Below are 18,430 nucleotides of genomic sequence, written 5' to 3' on the forward strand. Positions count from 1 at the left end.
CTGCCGCCCCCGCGCTCACCGCCGCCCCCGCCCTCACCGGCCACGGTCCTGGCGCCGGGCCTGGCGCCAGGCAGGGCGCACCGGGGCGCGACCACGCCGCCGTCGACCACCTGACCGTCACCGTCCACGACTCCGGTTCGGCGGCCACCGACGGCACCTTCGAGCTGTACTGCCATCCCGGCCGTGGCAACCACCCTCACGTCAAGCGCGCCTGCAAGAAGTTGGACGGGATGACGATGTGGGGCAGGGACCCGTTCGCGCCCGTACCGCAGGGCACGAACTGCACGATGATGTACGGCGGCCCGGCCACCGCGCATGTCACCGGGACCTGGGCGGGGCGTCCCGTCAACGCGGATTTCCGGCGCACCAATGGGTGTGAGATCAGCCGCTGGGGCCGCTTCGAACCCCTGCTCCCCTCGACCAGTTCATGACCCGGTTCGTGCCGTAGTAGCGCGCCAGGTCAGGACGAGGGGCACATGTCGGGCGTGCGGTGAGTCGCACAGAGCCGTGGCATTACCTCCTCGTCATCCGCCTCCGCGCCAGGGGCAAGTGCCCGTAGACTCCATTCCAGCGATCCGCCACGGTGGGTCGGCAAGGTGCGGTAACAGGGAGGAAGCGTCGTCGTGAGCAGCAGGCCATCCCGAGGCGCTGCTCGCCTCGCAGCCATACTCGACGCCCTCCCCGACGCGCTGTTGCTCGTCAACTGCAACGGCACGGTCGTCAACGCCAACTCCATCGCGCTGGAGACCTTCGAGGCGCCGGGCACGGCCCTGGTGGGGCGCGGGCTGCTCGATCTGCTGCCCTCCTTCGACTCCAAGCGCATCCCGGGCTCCATGCGGCGCCGGGACGAGGACGTCGAGGGCGGCCGGACGAAGCCGACCCGTATGGTCGCGCGGCGTACGGACGGGACCGAGCTGCTGGTCGAGGTGACCAGCGCCAACCTGGAGGACGGCCGCACCCCGTACGAGTCCGCCTTCGAGGCCGCGTACGCCGATCACCGCAACGGCTATACGGGCAATGAGCTGCTGATGCTCGTCGTCCGTGATCTGACCGGGACGCTGGACACCGAGACCGAGCTGGCCCGCCAGCAGCGGCAGACCGAGATGATTCTGCGGGCCGCGGCCGAGGGTGTGGTCGGGGTCGATGCCGAGGGCAAGGTCGTGCTCGTCAATCCGTCCGCGGCGCAGATCCTGGGGTTCCGGGCGAGCGAGCTGGGCGGCAAGGAGCTGCATCCGCTCATTCACCACTCGCGGGCGGACGGCTCGGCGCTGCCGTGGGAGGACACCCCGCTGGCCGACACGCTCAAGTCGGGGCGCAAGCACCGGGTGCGCGGGCAGGCGCTGTGGGCGAAGGACGGGCGGGCGGTGTCCGTCGATCTGACGACGGCGCCGGTGCGGGACGGCGATCAGCTCGTCGGCGCGGTGATGACCTTCACCGACCGCCGTGCCTTCGACGCGCTGGCGGCCCGGCACACCCAGCTGCTGGCGGTGCTCGACCAGGCGTTGCGCGGGCCGCTGGAGGAGCTGAAGGGCGAGCTGGGCACGCTCGCCTCCGACCCGGCAGGGCAGCTGTGGCCCGAGGCGAACCAGATCCTGCACCACCTCGCGGCCGGCCACGCCCGGATGACGACGCTGGTGGACAACGTCCTCAGCTATCAGCGGCTGGACTCCGGCAAGGAGAAGCTCAACCGCACGAAGGTTTCGCTGGACGGGGTGGTCGCGGCCGGTGTGGAGGGCGCGATCGAGCTGATCGGTCCTGGCCGGGCGCAGTTCGCGGTGCATGCGCCGCCGATAGAGGCGACGGTCGACGCGGAGCGGATCGCCCAGGCGCTGTCCCATCTGATCGCGGATGTCGCGGGGGTGGACTCGACGGGCCGGATGTCGGCCGGTGAGGCTGCCGCGGGCGGGCGTTCGGGGCCGATCCCGGGTGATTCGACGATCGTGGTGGCGGCGGCCAAGCGCGGGGATGTCGTACGGATCGAGGTGCGCGGTCCGTACGGTGGCGGCGACCCGGTCCATGAGCCGATCGTCCGCGGGATCGTGCGGCAGCACGGCGGGCTGATGCAGACGCATGAGGTGCCCGGCGGCGGGCCCGGTGCGGGCGGCAGTTCGTATGTGCTGGAGCTGCCGGTGGCGGCGGACGGCACGACGGTGGACGGCGCGAGCGGCGGCGCGGACCGGATGGACGGGCCGACCGGCAACGAGACGACGGTGATGCCGGTACCGGCCGCCCATGCGCGGGGCACCCGGGGCAACGCTGCGGACACGGCGGGCGCGGCGGAGTCGGCAGACGCGGGCAACGGTGACCAGGGGCCGGACGGCGAGGGTCACGAGGGCGACGACGGCCACCCCGGCGGTGGCGGTGGGCCCGGCGGGGGCGGCGGTTCCGGCGGTTCCGGTCAGCCGCTCGGTGGCGGTGGTGGCGTGGAGCACGGTGCGGCGGTGCCGGCCCAGGCGGGCGGGGCGCAGCCGACCGGGCGTCGGCGTGCGCGGCGTTCGGGCGCCGAGCAGGGCGCGCACCCGGGCGGGCCGGCCACGACAGCGGGCGCAGGGCCGGAGTCCGGCACTCCGCACGGTGCCGTGGGCGACGGTCCGCAGGGTGAAACGGGTCCGGGGACGGCCGAGGGCGGCCGGGGGGCGCATCCGCAGCACGGTGACGCCGCGCGAGGTACGCAGGGCGGGCGGCCGACCGCGGACGGTACGGGGCTGCCGCCGGGCATGGCGGGGGCCGAGTCCGTACCGCCGTCGGGACGGCGCCGGGCCCGGCAGGGCGCCCAGGAGGGCGGCGGGCTGCCCGCGCTCCCTCCTGGAGCGAGTCAGACGTCAGGAACGAGTCAGCCGTCGGGGCAGCAGCCGGGTAACGCGCCCGCCGCGGGCGCGCCGGGCCACGGCCCCGCCGCCGGGACGCAGGGCTCCGGGGCGACGCCTCCGGGCGGTGCGCCGGCCGCGGCGCCGGTCTCCGTGCCCGCAGGCGCGTCCGGATCTGCTCCGGTTCCGGCCCGTCCGCAGATTCCGGGACAGGCCCCGGCCCCGGGACAGGCACCCGTTCCCGGTCAGGCGCAGAGCCCGGCCCCGGGACAGCCGCACGTTCCCGGCCAGGCGCAGGCCCCGGTCGGGCCCCAGGGCCTCGGCCCCGTACAGCCGGGTGGCCGGCGGGCGCGCCGGGCTCTGGCCGAGGCGCCCGAGCGGACCGCGCAGGGTGAGCGGGGCCGGGCGTCCGCGGGCGCCTCCGGGGCGCAGCAGCAGGGCGGTGCGCGTACCGCCTTTGCGCTGCCGCCCGCCGCGGCGGACCGGACCCCGCAGTCGTCGGTGCCCGCGACCGCCGACCAGGTGCCCGCGCAGGCGGCCGGGCCGCAGGACGGCGGCGGCACGGGACGCCGTCGGGCGCGTCGGCCGGTGGCCGGCGGCCCGGAGGGTGCGGTGGCCGGCGGACAGCCGGGATACGAGCTGGAAGCGGCCGCCCACTCCGCTGGTGCCCAAGGAGAGTGGGACGGCGAGCCGACCGGCAGGCGACGGGCCAGACGGGCCGCGGCCGAGGAGCGTGCGGCGGCCGCGATGGCCGATGCCGAGTCGTCCGGGACGTTCGTGGCGGGCCCGGAGGGACTGGTGGCGCAGCCCACCGAACCGGCCGAGGCCACGGGTACGGCCACCGGCACGGCGCCCGGGATCGCCCAGGCGCCGGACGCTGCGTCTCCCGCGCCTGACGCGCCCCAGCCACCCCACACGCCCGTCGCGCCCCAAGACCCCCAGGAGCCCAACGCTCCCGCGCCCACCGGCCGTCGGCGCGGCCGCCCCAGCCCGGCCGAGGAGGCCGCGGGCCAGGCGCCCGTGCCCCCGCACGGCGGGCCCGCCACCGCCCCGCACCGTCAGCCGCTGCCGCCCGCGGCCGAGGACGACGCGCACGCCGCGGGGCACTCCCACGGGCGGGCGTTCAGCGTGCGGACGCTGGGGCAGGGCGTGCCGTTCGCCCAGCAGATCGCCGACCAGCAGCGCCCGCCGGTGCCGCCCGGCAGCACCCCGGCCGGCAGCACTCCGCCCGGCGGTACGTCCGCCGGTTCGGGCCGCCGCCGTAAACTCGCCGCGCCACCGCAGGAGAACGAGCGCGCGGCGGCCGCCGAGTCCCTGCCGCCCGAGGCGCGTCCGCACCCCGGAGCGCAGCAGCCTCAACAGCCTCAGCAGCAGCCCAGGCCACCGGCCCCGAACCAGGCCCCTGCCCAGCCCCCGGCGCAGTCCCAGCCGCAGCCGCGGCTGATGGATGCCGGCGAGGGCCGGGCCTTTGCCATCTCCGCGCCCGACGAGGGCAGCGAGGGGCCCGAACCGCTGGACGGTCCGAACGGCGCCATAGAGGTGATGGACCGTCAGCCGATGCCGATGGACGACGAGTTGCCGCCGGAGCCGCTGGATAATCCGCGTCGGCTGCTGGTCTGGCCGGCGCCGGATGTCGCCACCCAGCAGGCGCTCAGCGACCGCGGCTACCGCCCGGTGATCGTCAACTCCCGCGAGGAGGTGGACGCCCAGATCGCCGCGTACCCGGCGGCGCTCTTCGTCGACCCGCTGACCGGGCCGATCACCCGCACCGCGCTCCAGTCGCTGCGCCAGGCGGCGGGGGCGGCCGAGGTCCCGGTGCTGGTGACCGCCGGTCTGGGGCAGGCCACCCGGGAGGCCGCGTACGGCGCGGACCCGGCCGTTCTGCTCAAGGCGCTGGCCCCGCGCGACAGTGACGTCCATCCGCCGCGGGTGCTGCTGATCGAGCAGAACGACGACATCGCGGGCGCCCTCACCATGTCGCTGGAGCGGCGCGGGATGCAGGTCGCACGGGCCGGCGGCGACACCGACGCGGTCAATCTCGCGACGCAGATGCGGCCGAATCTGGTCGTGATGGACCTGATGCAGGTACGCCGCCGACGGGCCGGGATCGTCGACTGGCTGCGCGCCAACGGTCTGCTCGACCACACACCGCTGGTCGTCTACACCTCCGCCGACATGGACCCGGCGCAGCTGCCGCGGCTGGCCGCCGGCGAGACGGTGCTCTTCCTCGCGGAGCGCTCCACGAGCACCGAGGTCCAGGCCCGGATCGTCGACCTGCTCGCCAAGATCGGGACGAACTGACCGCGGGTGGCAGGGCCTGACCACGGGGAGCAGGAAGTGACCCGGGGAGCCCCGTACACCCACCGCCCCGCCCCGTACGCACAAACACCAGACCGGCCGGGCGCCCAACCCGCGGGCGCCCCGACCGGCCGTCGGCTCACGCCAGCAACGTCACGTCCAACTCGCCCTCGGCGTACTGCCGGCGCAGCACCTTCTTGTCGAACTTCCCCACGCTCGTCTTGGGCACCACCGGGATCACGGCCCACCGCTCCGGCAGCTGCCAGCGCGCGATCCGCTCGCCGAGGAACGCCTTCAGCTCCTCGTAGCCGATGGTCGCGCCCTGGGTGAGCACCACCGTCGCCAGCGGCCGCTCGCCCCACTTGTCGTCGGGTACGGCGACCACCGCGGCCTCCGCGACATGCGGGTGGGCCATCAGGTGGTTCTCCAGCTCGACCGAGGAGATCCATTCGCCGCCGGACTTGATGACGTCCTTGGCGCGGTCGGTCAGTGTCAGATAGCCGTTCGGGGTGATGGTGCCGACATCGCCGGTGCGCAGCCAGCCGTCGGGGCTGAACTTGTCCTCGGGGCGGAGCGGTTCGCCCTGTGCGCCGCCGTAATAGGCACCGGCGATCCACGGCCCGCGGACCTCCAGCTCGCCCGCGGCCACGCCGTCGCACGGGAGCTGTTCGCCGTTGGGGCCGATCAGCCGCGCCTCGACGGAGGCGGCGAAGCGGCCCTGGGTGGCGCGGTAGGCCCACTCGTCGTCGCCGCTGACTCCGGCCGGCGGGTGGGAGACGCTGCCCAGCGGGGAGGTCTCGGTCATGCCCCAGGCGTGGACGACGCGGATGCCGTGGCGCTCCTCGAAGCCGCGCATCAGGGCGGGCGGGCAGGCGGAGCCGCCGATGACGACGGTCCGCAGGCAGGTGACATCGCGCTGCTTGGCATCGAGTTCGGCGAGCAGCCCCTGCCAGATGGTGGGCACGGCGGCGCCGATGGTGGGACGTACGGTCTCGATCATCTCGGCGAGCGGCGCGGGCTGGAGAAAGCGGTCCGGCATCAGCAGCCAGGCACCGGCCATGAAGGCGGCGTGCGGCAGGCCCCAGGCGTTGACGTGGAACATCGGTACGACGGGGAGCGTGATGTCGCGCGAGGTGAGCGCGAACGCCTCGGCGGTGTTGACCTGCATCGAGTGCAGATAGAGCGAACGGTGGCTGTAGAGCACGCCCTTGGGGTCGCCGGTGGTCCCCGAGGTGTAACAGAGCGCCGCGGCCTCCCGCTCGTCGATCTCCGGCCATGCGTAGCTCTCCGACCGCCCGGCGATCAGCTCTTCGTAGTCGTGCACCCGCGCCCGGCCGCCCGCCACCAGGGAGTGGTCGCCGGGGCCGACGACCACGACGTGTTCGACGTTGGGCAGCTGCGGCAGCAACGGGGCGAGCAGCGGCAGCAGGGTGCCGTTGGCGAGCACGACCCGGTCCTCGGCGTGGTTGATGATCCACATCAGCTGCTCGGCGGGCAGCCGCAGATTGAGCGTGTGCAGCACCGCCCCCATGGAGGGGATCGCGAGATAGGCCTCCAGGTGCTCCGCGTTGTTCCACATGAGCGTGCCGACGCGTTCCTCGTCGGCGACGGACAGCTCCTCGCGCAGCGCATGGGCCAGCTGTGCGGCCCGGCGGCCCACCTCGGCGAAGGTGCGCCGGTGCGGTTCTCCCTCGGTCCAGGTGATGACCTGCGACTCGCCGTGAACCGTCGACCCGTGGGCCAGGATTCGCGAGACGGTGAGCGGTACGTCCTGCATCGTGCTGAGCACCGGGTGCCTCCGCTTTGTTACGGGCGGGTAGTGGTGCTGAGATTGTCAGCGCATACCGATCGGTATGTCACGCCCTCCGGGGTGTGTTCTTACCCGCTCATGCCGGAATGCGGCCATGCGCGGGGTCACACCGGGCGCACGGCATCGAGCAACGAGCCCCCTCGCGGCGTCGCGCGCCTACCCGCAGGGATGGCTCTTGCGGCACGTTGTTCGTGCGGGGTGCGGTGGGAGCAGCGCGCCGGCGGTCACCCGGTTAGTCAGCAGGCGGTTACTCAGCGCCGGGTCACTCCGTTAGTCGGCTACTCAGCCACTCGGCTACTGGGTTTCCTCTACTGAAGGAGCGTCCTATGCGCCCCCACCTCGGTCGTTGCCTCGTCCTTGCCGCCCTGGGCGGTGTCAGCGTGCTCGCGTCCGGTGTCGCTCAGGCGGCGCCGCAGGCTGCACAGGTCCAGCGGTCCTCCGGCGACGGCCATTCGCTCGGCCGCCCGCTGTTCAGCGGGCAGTTCGACCCCGTCGGCGGTATGGGCGGCGGGGTGATCTCCGGCGGCGGGAGGCCGGTGTTCACCCACTCCGACGGCAGGTCCTGATGCCGCGGCGGTGACCACCCGTCCCCGGTGGGCCGGCCGGCCGCTCACGGGCGCCGTTCGGCCGCCGGGGTCACCGCCTGGAGGACCAGCACCGACAGATCGTCCTCGACCGGGCCGGTGCCGAAGTCGTGTGCGGCGCGGCGTACGTGCTCGGCGAGGGCCTTGGCGCCCAGCCCCATGCCGTCCCGCATCACCTCGATCAGGCCGTCGTTGTCGTCCAACTGCCAGTTGCCGCAACGGCGTTCGGTGACACCGTCGGTCACGCACAGCAGCGTCTCGCCCGGCGCGAGATGGAAGGTGCTGGCGTGGAATTCGGTGCCCCCGTCGATGCCGAGCAGCATCTGGGGGTCGGAGGCCGCCTCCACCGCGCCGTCGACGAACATGTGCAGCGGCGGCGGATGGCCGGCGGTGGCGACCGTGCAGCGGGCTCCGGGTACGCCCGGAGCGACCTCCAGCTCGCCGTACAGCAGGCTCAGGAAGCGGGAGGTGGCCTGTTCGCCGCCCAGCTCCACCGCCTCCGCGCTCTCCTCGGCCATGGCCAGATTCAGCCGGCCGAGCACCGACTCGACGCCATGCCCCTCCCGCGCCAGCAGCCGCACCAGATGGCGGGCCAGGCCGGTCACGGACATCGCCTCCGGGTCCTTGCCCTGTACGTCCCCGAGCAGGAAGCACCAGCGGCGGTCGCCCATCGGAAAGACGTCGTAGAAGTCGCCGCCGACGGTCTGCCCCTCGCCGTGCGGCTCGTAGACGATCGCGGTGTCGACGCTGGGGATGCTGGCGAGCGTCGCGGGCAGCTGCCGTCGCTGGAGCGCCAGGCTGATCGTGGTCTGCCGGGTGTACTGGCGGGCGGTGTAGACGGCCTGCGCGACCCGGCGTGCCACGTCCTCGACCATCCGCACCACGGTGTCGGTCATCTGGAGGTGCCCGGCCCGCCCGAGCAGCAGCATGCCCTGCTCGGTGTCCCGGGCGACCAGCGGGAAGGCGAGCGCGGAGCCGCCCGAGGGGGCCGCACCGGCGCATTCCGGCCAGGGCCAGGGGGTGCCGGCGGTGCTGACGATGTCGGCCGGCGGGTCCCGTTCCAGTTCGGCCCGGAGGGGGGTGATCCGCCGCTCGTCGACATGCCAGACCCGGGAGAGCTGCACCCCGCCGCCCTCGGTGCTCAGCCAGATGGCGCACCAGTCGGCGAGCCGGGGCACCAGCAGCTGGGCGGTGAGCGCGGTGACCATGTCCTGGTCGAGCTGCCCGGCCAGCAGTTCGCTGGTCTCGGCGAGGAAGGACGGGCCGCCGCGGTCGGCCCATTCGGCGGCGAACTTGTGCGGGCGGCCGCGCGGGGCCACCGGGTGGGGGTGGGCCGGACGAAGGGGAGGCTCGGGGGTGCGCGCCTCCTCGGTCCTGGGCACGGCACGGATGCGTCCGGGGTCCCCCTCGGTGGCCTCCAGACGGAACCAGACGGTCTTCACGGCCCGGCGGTAGGTCACGCCCCAGGACTCCGCCAGCGCGCTCACCAGCTGGAGGCCGTATCCGGGCTCTCCGGTGCGGGCGTCCACCCCGCCGCGTACGCGCCGGGCGGGATGGCGGTCGGAGACCTCCAGCACCACTCCCACCTTGGCCGGGCGGCGCTCCCCGTCGCCCTCGGCGGGCGGCCGGTCGTGCTCCAGGCGGCAGGTCACATCGATATCGGTACCGGCGTACATCACGGCATTGGTGACCAGCTCGCTGGTGAGCAGGACGGCGTCGCTGATCAGCTCCGAGCTGATCGCGGCCGCACCGGGCCCTGCCGTGGCGGGTGGGGCACCCGCCCGTTCGATGAGCAGCGCGCGCACGAATTTACGTGCGCCGGCGGCCGCGAGCTGGTTCGCGGGCAAGCCTTTCCGGGACACGCTTTCCGTCGTGGACGGGGAGGACAGCGGTACCACTGCGCCCCCTGAAAGTGCCGGGAAAAACTGATTACAAGCGCTTTATACTATGTCATATCTGCCCAAATGGATCTCTCTGCCCGACCGGCTTCTCCACATCGATCACTGGGGGGATGGTGTGCCATGGCGCTCGACCCGTCCCGGCCCGAGCCTGCTTCTCCGCCCCCTGAGCCTCCCGAGCCCGCTGAGCCCCCGCAGCCCCGCGACTCCCGGCACGACGGGCAGTGGGTGCGGACCAGTGAGCTGCGGCCGTTGCTCGCGGCGATGAACGCGCTGCGCGACGGTGATTTCAGCGCACGCGTGGAGATCCCGCAGGACGGCTCCTCCACGGATGGCGTGCTGGCCGACATGACCGGCGTCTTCAACCAGGTCGTCGCCCGCAACGCCCATCTGGCCTCCGAGCTCCAGCGCGTACGCAGCGAGATCATCCGGCAGGGCCGGCTGGACGAGCGGATCACCGCCAGCCCCGGCCAGGGGACCTGGACGACGAACATCGAGGCGGCCAACACCGTCCTCGAAGCGCTGGTGGTCCCGCTCGCCAAGGCCACCCGGGTGCTGGACGCGGTGGCCGACGGCGACCTGACCCAGCGGGTCGATCTGCACGACGGCAACCGCCAGCTCCGCGGCGATCTGCGCCGGCTGGGCAGCGGGGTGAACCGCATGGTCGACCAGCTGTCGCTGTTCACCGGCGAGGTCACCCGGGTCGCCCGTGAGGTCGGCACCGAAGGCCGGCTGGGCGGCCGGGCCAAGGTCCAGGGGCTCTCCGGCGACTGGCTCCATGTGACCGAGGCCGTCAACACCATGGCGTCGCGGCTGACCGCGCAGGTCAGGGATATCGCCGTGGTCACGACGGCGGTGGCCACCGGCGACCTGACCCAGCAGGTGACGGTCGAGGCCACCGGCGAGCTGCTGGAGCTGAAGCTCACCGTCAACAAGATGGTGGACCAGCTGCGGGCGTTCGCCGACGAGGTCACCCGCGTCGCCCGCGAGGTCGGCACGGAGGGTCAGCTCGGCGGCCGCGCGCAGGTCAGGGGCGTCTCCGGGGTCTGGAAGGACCTCACCGACAACGTCAACTTCATGGCGTCCAACCTGACCTGGCAGGTCCGCAACATCGCCCAGGTCACCACGGCCGTGGCCAACGGCGATCTGAGCCAGAAGATCACCGTGGACGCACGGGGCGAGATCCTGGAACTGAAGTCGACGATCAACACGATGGTCGACCAGCTCTCCGCCTTCGCCGACGAGGTCACCCGGGTGGCCCGCGAGGTGGGCACCGAAGGGCGGCTGGGCGGCCGCGCGCAGGTCAGAGGCGTGTCCGGGGTCTGGCGGGACCTCACCGAGAGCGTCAACTTCATGGCGGACAACCTCACCTCGCAGGTCCGCAACATCGCCCTGGTCGCCACCGCCGTCGCGGAGGGCGACCTCGGCAAGACGATCACCGTGGAGGCGAAGGGCGAGATCCTGGAGCTGAAGACCACGATCAACACGATGGTCGACCAGCTCTCCGCCTTCGCCGACGAAGTCACCCGCGTGGCCCGCGAGGTCGGCACCGAAGGAAACCTGGGCGGTCAGGCGCAGGTCAGGGACGTCTCCGGGGTCTGGAAGGACCTCACCGACAACGTCAACTTCATGGCGTTGAACCTGACCTCCCAGGTCCGGAACATCGCTCAGGTCACCACGGCCGTGGCCAACGGCGACCTGTCCAAGAAGATCGATGTGGATGCCCGCGGCGAGATCCTGGAGCTGAAGGACACCGTCAATACGATGGTCCAGCAGCTGCGGGCGTTCGCGGACGAGGTCACCCGCGTCGCCCGCGAGGTCGGCACCGAAGGCCGGCTGGGCGGCCGGGCCCAGGTCCACGGCGTCTCCGGCGTCTGGAAGAACCTCACCGACAACGTCAACTCCATGGCCGACAACCTGACGTCCCAGGTCCGCAACATCGCCCAGGTCGCCACCGCCGTCGCCAAGGGCGACCTGTCCAAGAAGATCGACGTCGACGCCCGCGGCGAGATCCTGGAGCTGAAGACGACGATCAACACGATGGTCGACACCCTGTCCTCGTTCTCCTCAGAGGTGACCCGGGTGGCCCGCGAGGTCGGCAGCGAGGGCCAGCTCGGCGGCCAGGCCCGGGTCGAGGGCGTCTACGGCACCTGGAAGCGGCTGACCACCAGCGTCAACGAGCTGGCGCTGAACCTGACGACGCAGGTCCGCGCGATCGCCGAGGTGGCCAGCGCCGTCACCCAGGGCGACATGTCCGGCTCGATCACCGTGGACGCCCAGGGCGAGGTCGCGGCCCTGAAGAACAACATCAACCTGATGGTCGCCAACCTCCGCGAGACCACCCGCGCCAAGGACTGGCTGGAGTCCAACCTCGCCCGTATCGCCAGCCTGATGCAGGGCCACCGCGACCTGGTCGAGGTCGCCGACCTGATCCTGCGCGAGCTGACCCCGCTGGTGAATGCGCAGTTCGGCGCGTTCTTCCTGGCCGAGGCGGGCGCCGAACCGGGCGAGGGCCTGGAGCTGATCGCCGGTTACGGCACCGGCCAGCCCGAGGGCCGCCGCTCCCTGCCGCGGCTGCGGCTGGGCACCCCCGGCTGGGGCCTGATCACCCAGGCCGCCATGGAGAAGAAGCGCATCGTCGTCGAGGCCGTTCCGCCCGACTACATCACCATCAGCTCCGGACTCGGCGCCGCGGCCCCGGCCAGCATCGTCATCCTCCCGATCCTCTTCGAGGACCAGGTGCTCGGCGTGATCGAGCTGGCCTCCTTCAGCCGGTTCAGCGACGTCCACCTCGCCTTCATCGACCAGTTCGTGAACACCATCGGCGTCTCGATCAACACCATCATCGCCAACTCCCGTACGGAGTCCCTGCTTTCGGAATCCCAGCGGCTGACCGCCGAGCTCCGCCAGCGCTCCGACGAGCTCCAGCTGACGAATGCCGAGCTGGAGGAGAAGGCGGCGCTGCTCGCCACCTCCTCGCAGTACAAGTCGGAGTTCCTGGCGAACATGTCGCACGAGCTGCGCACCCCGCTGAACTCCCTGCTGGTGCTCTCCCGGCTCCTCGCCGACAACCCGGACGGCCGACTGTCCGGCCAGGAAGTGGAGTTCGCCGTCACCATCCACCGCGCGGGCTCCGACCTCCTCCAGCTCATCAACGACATCCTTGATCTGTCGAAGATCGAGGCCGGCCGGATGGACGTCCACCCCAAGGCCCTGCCGCTGATCAAACTGCTCGACTACGTCCGCGCCACCTTCAAGCCGCTCACCGTCGACCGCGGCCTCACCTTCGACGTCAAGGTCGGCGAGAACGTCCCCAAGGAACTCTTCTCCGACGAACAGCGCCTCCAGCAGATCCTCCGCAACCTCCTGTCCAACGCCGTGAAGTTCACCTCCTCCGGCAGCGTGGAACTCATCGTCCAGCGCGTACCGGGCACGGAATTCGAGGAGGAGTCCCTGCGCACCGCGGACGACGTCATCGCGCTCTCCGTGAAGGACACCGGAATCGGCATCTCACCCGAGAAACTCGACGGCATCTTCGAGGCGTTCCAGCAGTCCGACGGCACCACCAACCGCAAATACGGCGGCACCGGCCTCGGCCTCTCCATCAGCCGCGACATGGCCTCGCTGCTCGGCGGCCGGATCATCGCCGAGAGCGAGCCGGGCGTCGGCTCGACCTTCACCCTGTATGTGCCCGCGCGCTACACCGGCCCCTTCCCCGCCCCGAGCCCCACCGCCGCGACCCGCCCCGCGGACAGCACCGCACAGGCCGGCCCCGCGCGCCCCGTCCTGGCCGAACAGCTCACGGCCGCACCCAGCCCCGCGAGCACCTCGACCGCGCGGAGCTCATCGTCCGGTGATGTCTTCGCCACCAAGACGGAGCAGGAGCAGACCTCGCACCTGGGATCCCACTCCCCCGACGGCAGCGATGTCACCTGGCCCGAGACCACCCGCCTCAAGGACTGGCTCAGCGGACGCCCCGGCGAGGTACTGGTCAACCGCCGCATCCTCATCGTCGACGACGACATCCGCAATGTCTTCGCGCTCACGCATGTACTGGGCCGGGTCGGCATCCGCGTCAAGTACGCCGAGAACGGCCGCGAGGGCCTGGAGGTCCTCGACCGGACGCCGGACGTATCGCTGGTGCTGATGGACATCATGATGCCCGAAATGGATGGTTACGAGATGATCAAGGCGATCCGACAAGCGCCCAGATTCGCGGACCTGCCGGTCATCGCGCTCACCGCCAAGGCCATGCCGGGCGACCGCGAAAAGGCGATCGAGAGCGGGGCCAACGACTACATCCCCAAACCGGTGGACGTGGACCGGCTGCTGACCGTGATCTGCGGCCTGCTGGACCCGCAGAACTGCGGCATGGCCACGGCCCCTGATCCCGACAGCCCGGAGAGCCCACACAGCCCGGTGAGCCCGCACAGCCACGACACCACGGAGAACACCGGGAGTTCCGGCCGCCCCCGGAGCGCCGACGACGGCGAGAGTGCAGACCAGGACGACCAGGGACCGACGGGGGAGCCGTCATGACGACCGCACCGGACAACTCAGCCGGCATTCTCATCGTCGACGACATGGAGGAGAACCTCGTCGCACTGGAAGCCGTACTGGGCTCCCTCAGCCAGAAAGTGGTCCGCGCGCGATCCGGCGAAGAGGCCCTCAAGGCCATGCTGCGCGAGGAGTTCGCGGTCGTCCTCATCGATGTGCTGATGCCGGGCATGAGCGGTTTCGAGACCGCCGCCAACATCAAGGGCCTGGACCAGACGAAGGACGTCCCGATCATTCTCCTCACCGGCGCCTCGGTCGACCCGAACTACGCCTACCGGGGCTACACGGTCGGCGCCGCCGACTTCCTCATCAAGCCCTTCGACCCCTGGCTGCTGCGCACCAAGGTGAACGTCTTCCTCGACCTCCACCGCAAGAACCGCCAACTGGCCGCCCAGGCGGAGCAGTTGAAGCGGCTTCTGACGTCGGAGGATCAACCTGGGGGCGAGGGGCCACCGCCCGCCACGGCTACGCCTACGACGACGCCAACGACGACACCGGCGGCGGCGACCACCGTCACGACCACGGCCGGAACGGATGCGGCTGCGTCCGCGCCCTCGCCCGCGGGGTCGCCGACGATGTCGTCCTCGGGGTCGCCCTCGGTGTCGGCCGAGCACCCTCCCCTTCCCCCGGAAGGCCCCGGCGCCCCACCGCCTCCCGAACCGCCCTCGCAGCCCGCGGCGCCTGCCTCCGACACCTCCCGCCTCGCGGACATCGCCGGCCAACTCGCCGAGGTGGAGCTCCTCCTGCGTGACGCAAAAGGCTCCGACAAGAAGCGTCTCGCCGACCGCATCGCCGAATTGGAGCAGGCGGTGGGGCGGTTGATGGTGAACCGGGGTACTTGAAGAGTGACGCCGGGAACGTTACAGCCCCGGGCCTTCTTGGGTCCTCTTGCCGCGGGGTCCCGGCACCTTGTCGACAGTAAAGGCGTAAATTCCACCCAGCGCGAATGTCGACAGATACTCAGCCCAGATGAAGTCATGCAGCATGCTGTTCACCGCAATGACCACACCGGCCCAGAGAACAGTAAATACAATCTTGGCCATCAGAATTCCCTAAGCCCGCAGGCGAGCCAGGAGAGGCAGCCGGTCGCCCCGGCAACGACGGCCTTGCTCGCGATGTCCTTGGCCACGCCCTTGCTGACGTAGCGGCCGACGGTCAGCGCTCCGGCCCCACGGATCGCCCCCGAGGCAAAACTCTTCATCGAATTATCCCCGATTCAACTATCATTCAGGGCGGCATGGGTCAGATACCGCGCCCTCTTGGTCATCAATGAAAGTACTAGCTGGTAGCTGCATCCGGAACCCGCGTTGTGCGGATCTTGAGCGTGATGATTTTGTGAAACTCGCACGTGGCAGTTAATGGTGGCGTTTCGACTGACTGATAACTCGATGTCCAACTATCCGCAGCCGCAGGCACGTTGCTAAGTGCGGTGCGGGAACTCTCAACTGCCCTGCAACCGGGGGCAGTTCACACGACCGCGACCAATTGCACGTGACATCACGGAAGAACCGCCGACCTTCCGCCGGGAAAGCTTTCAGCTCAACTTCATGCTCAGCGGCTCTCTGCTCTGCTGCCCCGGCTGACGGCAGTCGCGGCAGCGGCCCGGCTCGGGGGCGCGGAAGGCACGCTCGCAGCCGTCGCAGGTCTGGAGTGGGGGTGGTGGGGCCGTGGGGGCGCAGGGGGTTGCCGCCGGGAGGGGTGGCGGCAGGAGCTCCGCGAGCCGGTGGGCGAGTAGCGCTGCCGGGTGGCGGAGGGTCGGCGGGAGGCCGGTGGTCAGGGCGCTGCGTACGGCATCCGGGGACGCGCCGCGCTCCAGCCAGGCGGCCACGGGCGGGGTGAGGCGGTGGGTATCCCGTACGGAGAGCAGGAGGCGGGGATCGTCATGGCGGAGGCTGGCCAGGAGGGCGGCGGCCGGGGTGTGGTGCTCGCGGGTGGCGGGCTGCGGTAGCTGCGGCAGCTGGGGTGTGTGGGAGGGCTGGGGTGCGTGGGAGGGCTCTGGCGCGTGGGAGGGCTGGGGTGGTTGCCGTACGGGGGGCGGCTGCGAGGGCTGCCTGACCGGGGACGGCTGGGGTGGCTGGGGAGCGGGGGGACGTCGGGGCGGCGGGGGTGCGGGCTCCGTTCGTCGGCGCGGAGGCTCAAGGGTCGGGGCTGGTGACGGGGCCGGGACCGGGGACGGGGACGAGGCCGGGGACGAGGCCGGGGCCGGAGCGGCAGGGGGTGGTTCGATGGCGGTGCGGCGCTTGGTCTGCGCGGCGTCCTCGCGGGCGCGGCGGGCGCGGGTGGCCGCTGGGTTGTTGTACGAGATCGTGACCGTGACCATCCGCCCGTCGTCGGTGCGCCGCCGGACCCGTTCGAGGTAGCCGTACGCCTCCAACTCCCGTAAGGCGGCCGCGATCCGCTCCCGCCCCTCCGGGAACCTCTTCGCGAGCGTACGGATGTCGACCGGCGCGCCCTCGGGCAGCGACTGGATGTAGGCGGCGAGCCCGATCGCCAGGCCGGACAGGGACCGGTGCTGCGTGAGGTGATTGCCGACGATCGTGTAGCCGGGGTCCTGGTATTCGGTGACCTGGTGCACGCCGGCCGGGGATCGGTGAACGCCGTACCGGGCGCGCGCAGGCGCATTAAGCTTCTGTTCAGCCATCGGGAACTGCTCTTCCTCTCAGCCATCAGGAAGCTGCTCTTCCTCAATGGCCAGGCCCTCGATCGGGATGCCAGTCCCGGCCGGGGGCCGTCGCATGTCTGCGGGTTTTTGGGGTTGTTACCGAGAGTGCATGGGCGGGGGCTGCGGAGGCCAGTATTCCGGTCGTGGATCACCCGAGTGAGTGATGGCGGCGGGGTGTCCAGGGCCGGTTGGGCTGGGTGGGGTCGGTTTCTGTACCTGGGGTTATGGGGTCTTTTACAGGCCCAAACCCCGGCACGCGGCACACCGAAGTCCGGTTTCCCGGCCTCCGGTTGACGGGCGGCCGACCGCCTCATCGACCCCACATCGGCAGGTCGAATTCCGCCCAGACCGTCTTGCAGGGGAACGGTCCCCGTCGGGTGCCCCAGCGGTCGGCGAGCACGTCGACCAGGATCAGGCCGTGACCCGACTCCCGTAGGCCTGACCCCTGTGGGTCCGGGAGCCGGTCACCGCGGGCATCCGTCACCTCGATACGGAGCGTGTCCGCGTCGGACAGCACGGCGAGGCGGAAGTCCCGCCCCGGTACGAGGCCGTGCGACGCGGCGTTCGCGGCCAGCTCGGCAATGACCTGAGCCGGATCTTCGAACGGCAGCCCCCAGGAACGGAGTTGCTCGGTCGCGAGAAGCCGCGCGAGACGAGCGCCCCGGCGGGTGGCGGACAGCTGGACGTGGAACGTGAGCTTGTGCTCGGCGATTTCCTGATTCACGTCACTCAGCGTGGTCGGCCCCACCTACGCCGACCGGCACCACCGGGTAGCGGGCACCACGTGCCCGGCCCTGGGCATGGCTCCACTCGTTGAGCCTTTTCCAAGCTGATGTTGCAGCTCAGGGTGGTGTGGCGGACCCGATGATCGAGGGGTGCGAGGCTCCAGATAGGACAGCTGTCGACCAAGACTCGAAGCCCCGATCGGGAGCCTCGCCGTGCTGTCCTGCCCCGCCACGATTCCGTTGTCCAGCCGGACCCTGAACCACCTCGCCGACCGCATCCGCGGCCACCGCCAGCAGCGCCGGTCCCGCTGGCGGCGCCTCAAGCCCGGTCGCCAAGCCCTGCTCGCCCTGGCCCGCCTGCGCAACGGTGACACCTACACCCGCCTTGCGGCCGGCTTCCAGATCGGCGTCGCCACCGCCTGGCGCTACGTTCAGGAAGCCATCTCCCTACTCAGCGCAGCCGCCGACGGCCTGGACACCGCCATGCGGCGCATCCGGCAGCTGGCGTACGCGATCCTGGACGGCACGCTGATCTCGATCGACCGGGTCGCCGACCAGAAGCCGTACTACTCCGGCAAACACAAACGGCACGGCGTGAACGTGCAGGTCATCGCGGACGCCGCCGGCGGGCTCGTCTGGGCGTCACCCGCACTACCCGGCTCGGCGCATGATCTGACCGCCGCCCGGGCCCACGGCATCATCGACGCGCTGACCAGCGAGAAGGTGATGACCTTCGCCGACAAGGGGTACCAAGGCGCCCGCGGAAGCATCCGCACGCCGTTCAAACGACGTCGCTTCAGGCCCAAGCTGTCCCGGCGGCAGAAGGCCGTCAACCGCGCCCACGCGAAGATCCGCGCTCGCGGCGAACGGGCCATCGCTACCCTCAAAACCTGGAGAATCCTGGTCAAGCTGCGCTGCTGCCCGCGCCGAGCCACCGCAATCGTGCAGGCCATCCTCGTCCTGCACCACGTCGAGTCACCGCGTTACGAAGGATGAAACGACTCACTGGATGCCGGCTCGTCTGCGATCGATGTGCCGGCGCGGTCGCCGGTGCCCGGCAGGTCCTTGGCGAGCCGGCCTGCGAGTGCG

Annotated in this window: 12 protein-coding genes; 6 read left to right on the top strand and 6 right to left on the bottom strand. The window is 71.4% G+C overall.

Annotated elements, in window-relative coordinates; genetic code table 11:
- Together M8I34_RS40075 and M8I34_RS40080 are read left to right on the top strand one after the other, a co-directional pair.
- Nucleotides 1-431, top strand: a 431-nt coding sequence (locus M8I34_RS40075; protein WP_250058015.1) for an SSI family serine proteinase inhibitor, incomplete at its 5' end; no start/stop codon positions are given.
- Nucleotides 432-623: 192 nt separating this feature from the next.
- On the top strand, nt 624-5,108 hold the full coding sequence (locus M8I34_RS40080; protein ID WP_250058016.1) for a PAS domain-containing protein: 4,485 nt from the start codon (nt 624-626) through the stop codon (nt 5,106-5,108).
- A 136-nt stretch (nt 5,109-5,244) separates the two neighbouring features.
- Here M8I34_RS40080 and M8I34_RS40085 read toward each other — a convergent pair whose 3' ends face one another.
- Nucleotides 5,245-6,894: a long-chain fatty acid--CoA ligase gene (locus M8I34_RS40085; protein ID WP_250058017.1), complete on the bottom strand. Its 1,650-nt coding sequence runs from the start codon at nt 6,892-6,894 to the stop codon at nt 5,245-5,247.
- Between the two features lie 347 nt (nt 6,895-7,241).
- Here M8I34_RS40085 and M8I34_RS40090 point away from each other — a divergent pair, with 347 nt between their 5' ends.
- Nucleotides 7,242-7,481, top strand: a complete 240-nt coding sequence (locus tag M8I34_RS40090) for a hypothetical protein (RefSeq protein ID WP_250058018.1) — start codon at nt 7,242-7,244, stop codon at nt 7,479-7,481.
- Between the two features lie 44 nt (nt 7,482-7,525).
- Here the strand turns inward: M8I34_RS40090 and M8I34_RS40095 are convergent, their stop codons facing one another.
- Nucleotides 7,526-9,346: a SpoIIE family protein phosphatase gene (locus M8I34_RS40095; RefSeq protein ID WP_284051356.1), complete on the bottom strand. Its 1,821-nt coding sequence runs from the start codon at nt 9,344-9,346 to the stop codon at nt 7,526-7,528.
- A 174-nt stretch (nt 9,347-9,520) separates the two neighbouring features.
- Here M8I34_RS40095 and M8I34_RS40100 point away from each other — a divergent pair, with 174 nt between their 5' ends.
- Nucleotides 9,521-13,936, top strand: coding sequence for a HAMP domain-containing protein (locus M8I34_RS40100; RefSeq protein WP_250058020.1), 4,416 nt, complete (start codon nt 9,521-9,523; stop codon nt 13,934-13,936).
- Nucleotides 13,933-14,796, top strand: a complete 864-nt coding sequence (locus tag M8I34_RS40105) for a two-component system response regulator (protein ID WP_250058021.1) — start codon at nt 13,933-13,935, stop codon at nt 14,794-14,796. Before M8I34_RS40100 ends, M8I34_RS40105 begins: the two co-directional genes overlap by 4 nt.
- An 18-nt stretch (nt 14,797-14,814) precedes the next feature.
- On the opposite strand, the gene M8I34_RS40110 is transcribed toward M8I34_RS40105, so the two are convergent.
- The 4 genes from M8I34_RS40110 to M8I34_RS40125 form a co-directional block, all read right to left on the bottom strand.
- Nucleotides 14,815-14,997: a hypothetical protein gene (locus M8I34_RS40110; protein WP_250058022.1), complete on the bottom strand. Its 183-nt coding sequence runs from the start codon at nt 14,995-14,997 to the stop codon at nt 14,815-14,817.
- Nucleotides 14,997-15,155: a hypothetical protein gene (locus tag M8I34_RS40115; protein ID WP_158713149.1), complete on the bottom strand. Its 159-nt coding sequence runs from the start codon at nt 15,153-15,155 to the stop codon at nt 14,997-14,999. Before M8I34_RS40115 ends, M8I34_RS40110 begins: the two co-directional genes overlap by 1 nt.
- A 333-nt stretch (nt 15,156-15,488) precedes the next feature.
- A complete protein-coding gene (locus M8I34_RS40120; protein WP_250058023.1) occupies nt 15,489-16,595 on the bottom strand; it encodes a helix-turn-helix domain-containing protein in 1,107 nt (368 codons plus the stop codon).
- Nucleotides 16,596-16,926: 331 nt separating this feature from the next.
- Nucleotides 16,927-17,340, bottom strand: coding sequence for an ATP-binding protein (locus tag M8I34_RS40125; RefSeq protein ID WP_250058024.1), 414 nt, complete (start codon nt 17,338-17,340; stop codon nt 16,927-16,929).
- 214 nt (nt 17,341-17,554) lie between these two features.
- On the opposite strand from M8I34_RS40125, the gene M8I34_RS40130 reads away from it, so the two are divergent.
- On the top strand, nt 17,555-18,337 hold the full coding sequence (locus tag M8I34_RS40130) for a transposase family protein (protein ID WP_250058025.1): 783 nt from the start codon (nt 17,555-17,557) through the stop codon (nt 18,335-18,337).
- The last annotated feature ends 93 nt before the right edge of the window (nt 18,338-18,430 follow it).

The organism is Streptomyces sp. MCA2 (genome assembly GCF_023544705.1).
Classification (GTDB): domain Bacteria; phylum Actinomycetota; class Actinomycetes; order Streptomycetales; family Streptomycetaceae; genus Streptomyces; species Streptomyces decoyicus.

Coding starts and splice junctions, on each gene's coding strand:
- M8I34_RS40090 (WP_250058018.1), top strand. CDS start 7,242: ATGCGCCCCCACCTCGGTCGTTGCCTCGTCCTTGCCGCCCTGGGCGGT.
- M8I34_RS40100 (WP_250058020.1), top strand. CDS start 9,521: ATGGCGCTCGACCCGTCCCGGCCCGAGCCTGCTTCTCCGCCCCCTGAG.
- M8I34_RS40105 (WP_250058021.1), top strand. CDS start 13,933: ATGACGACCGCACCGGACAACTCAGCCGGCATTCTCATCGTCGACGAC.
- M8I34_RS40110 (WP_250058022.1), bottom strand. CDS start 14,997: ATGGCCAAGATTGTATTTACTGTTCTCTGGGCCGGTGTGGTCATTGCG.
- M8I34_RS40115 (WP_158713149.1), bottom strand. CDS start 15,155: ATGAAGAGTTTTGCCTCGGGGGCGATCCGTGGGGCCGGAGCGCTGACC.
- M8I34_RS40120 (WP_250058023.1), bottom strand. CDS start 16,595: ATGGCTGAACAGAAGCTTAATGCGCCTGCGCGCGCCCGGTACGGCGTT.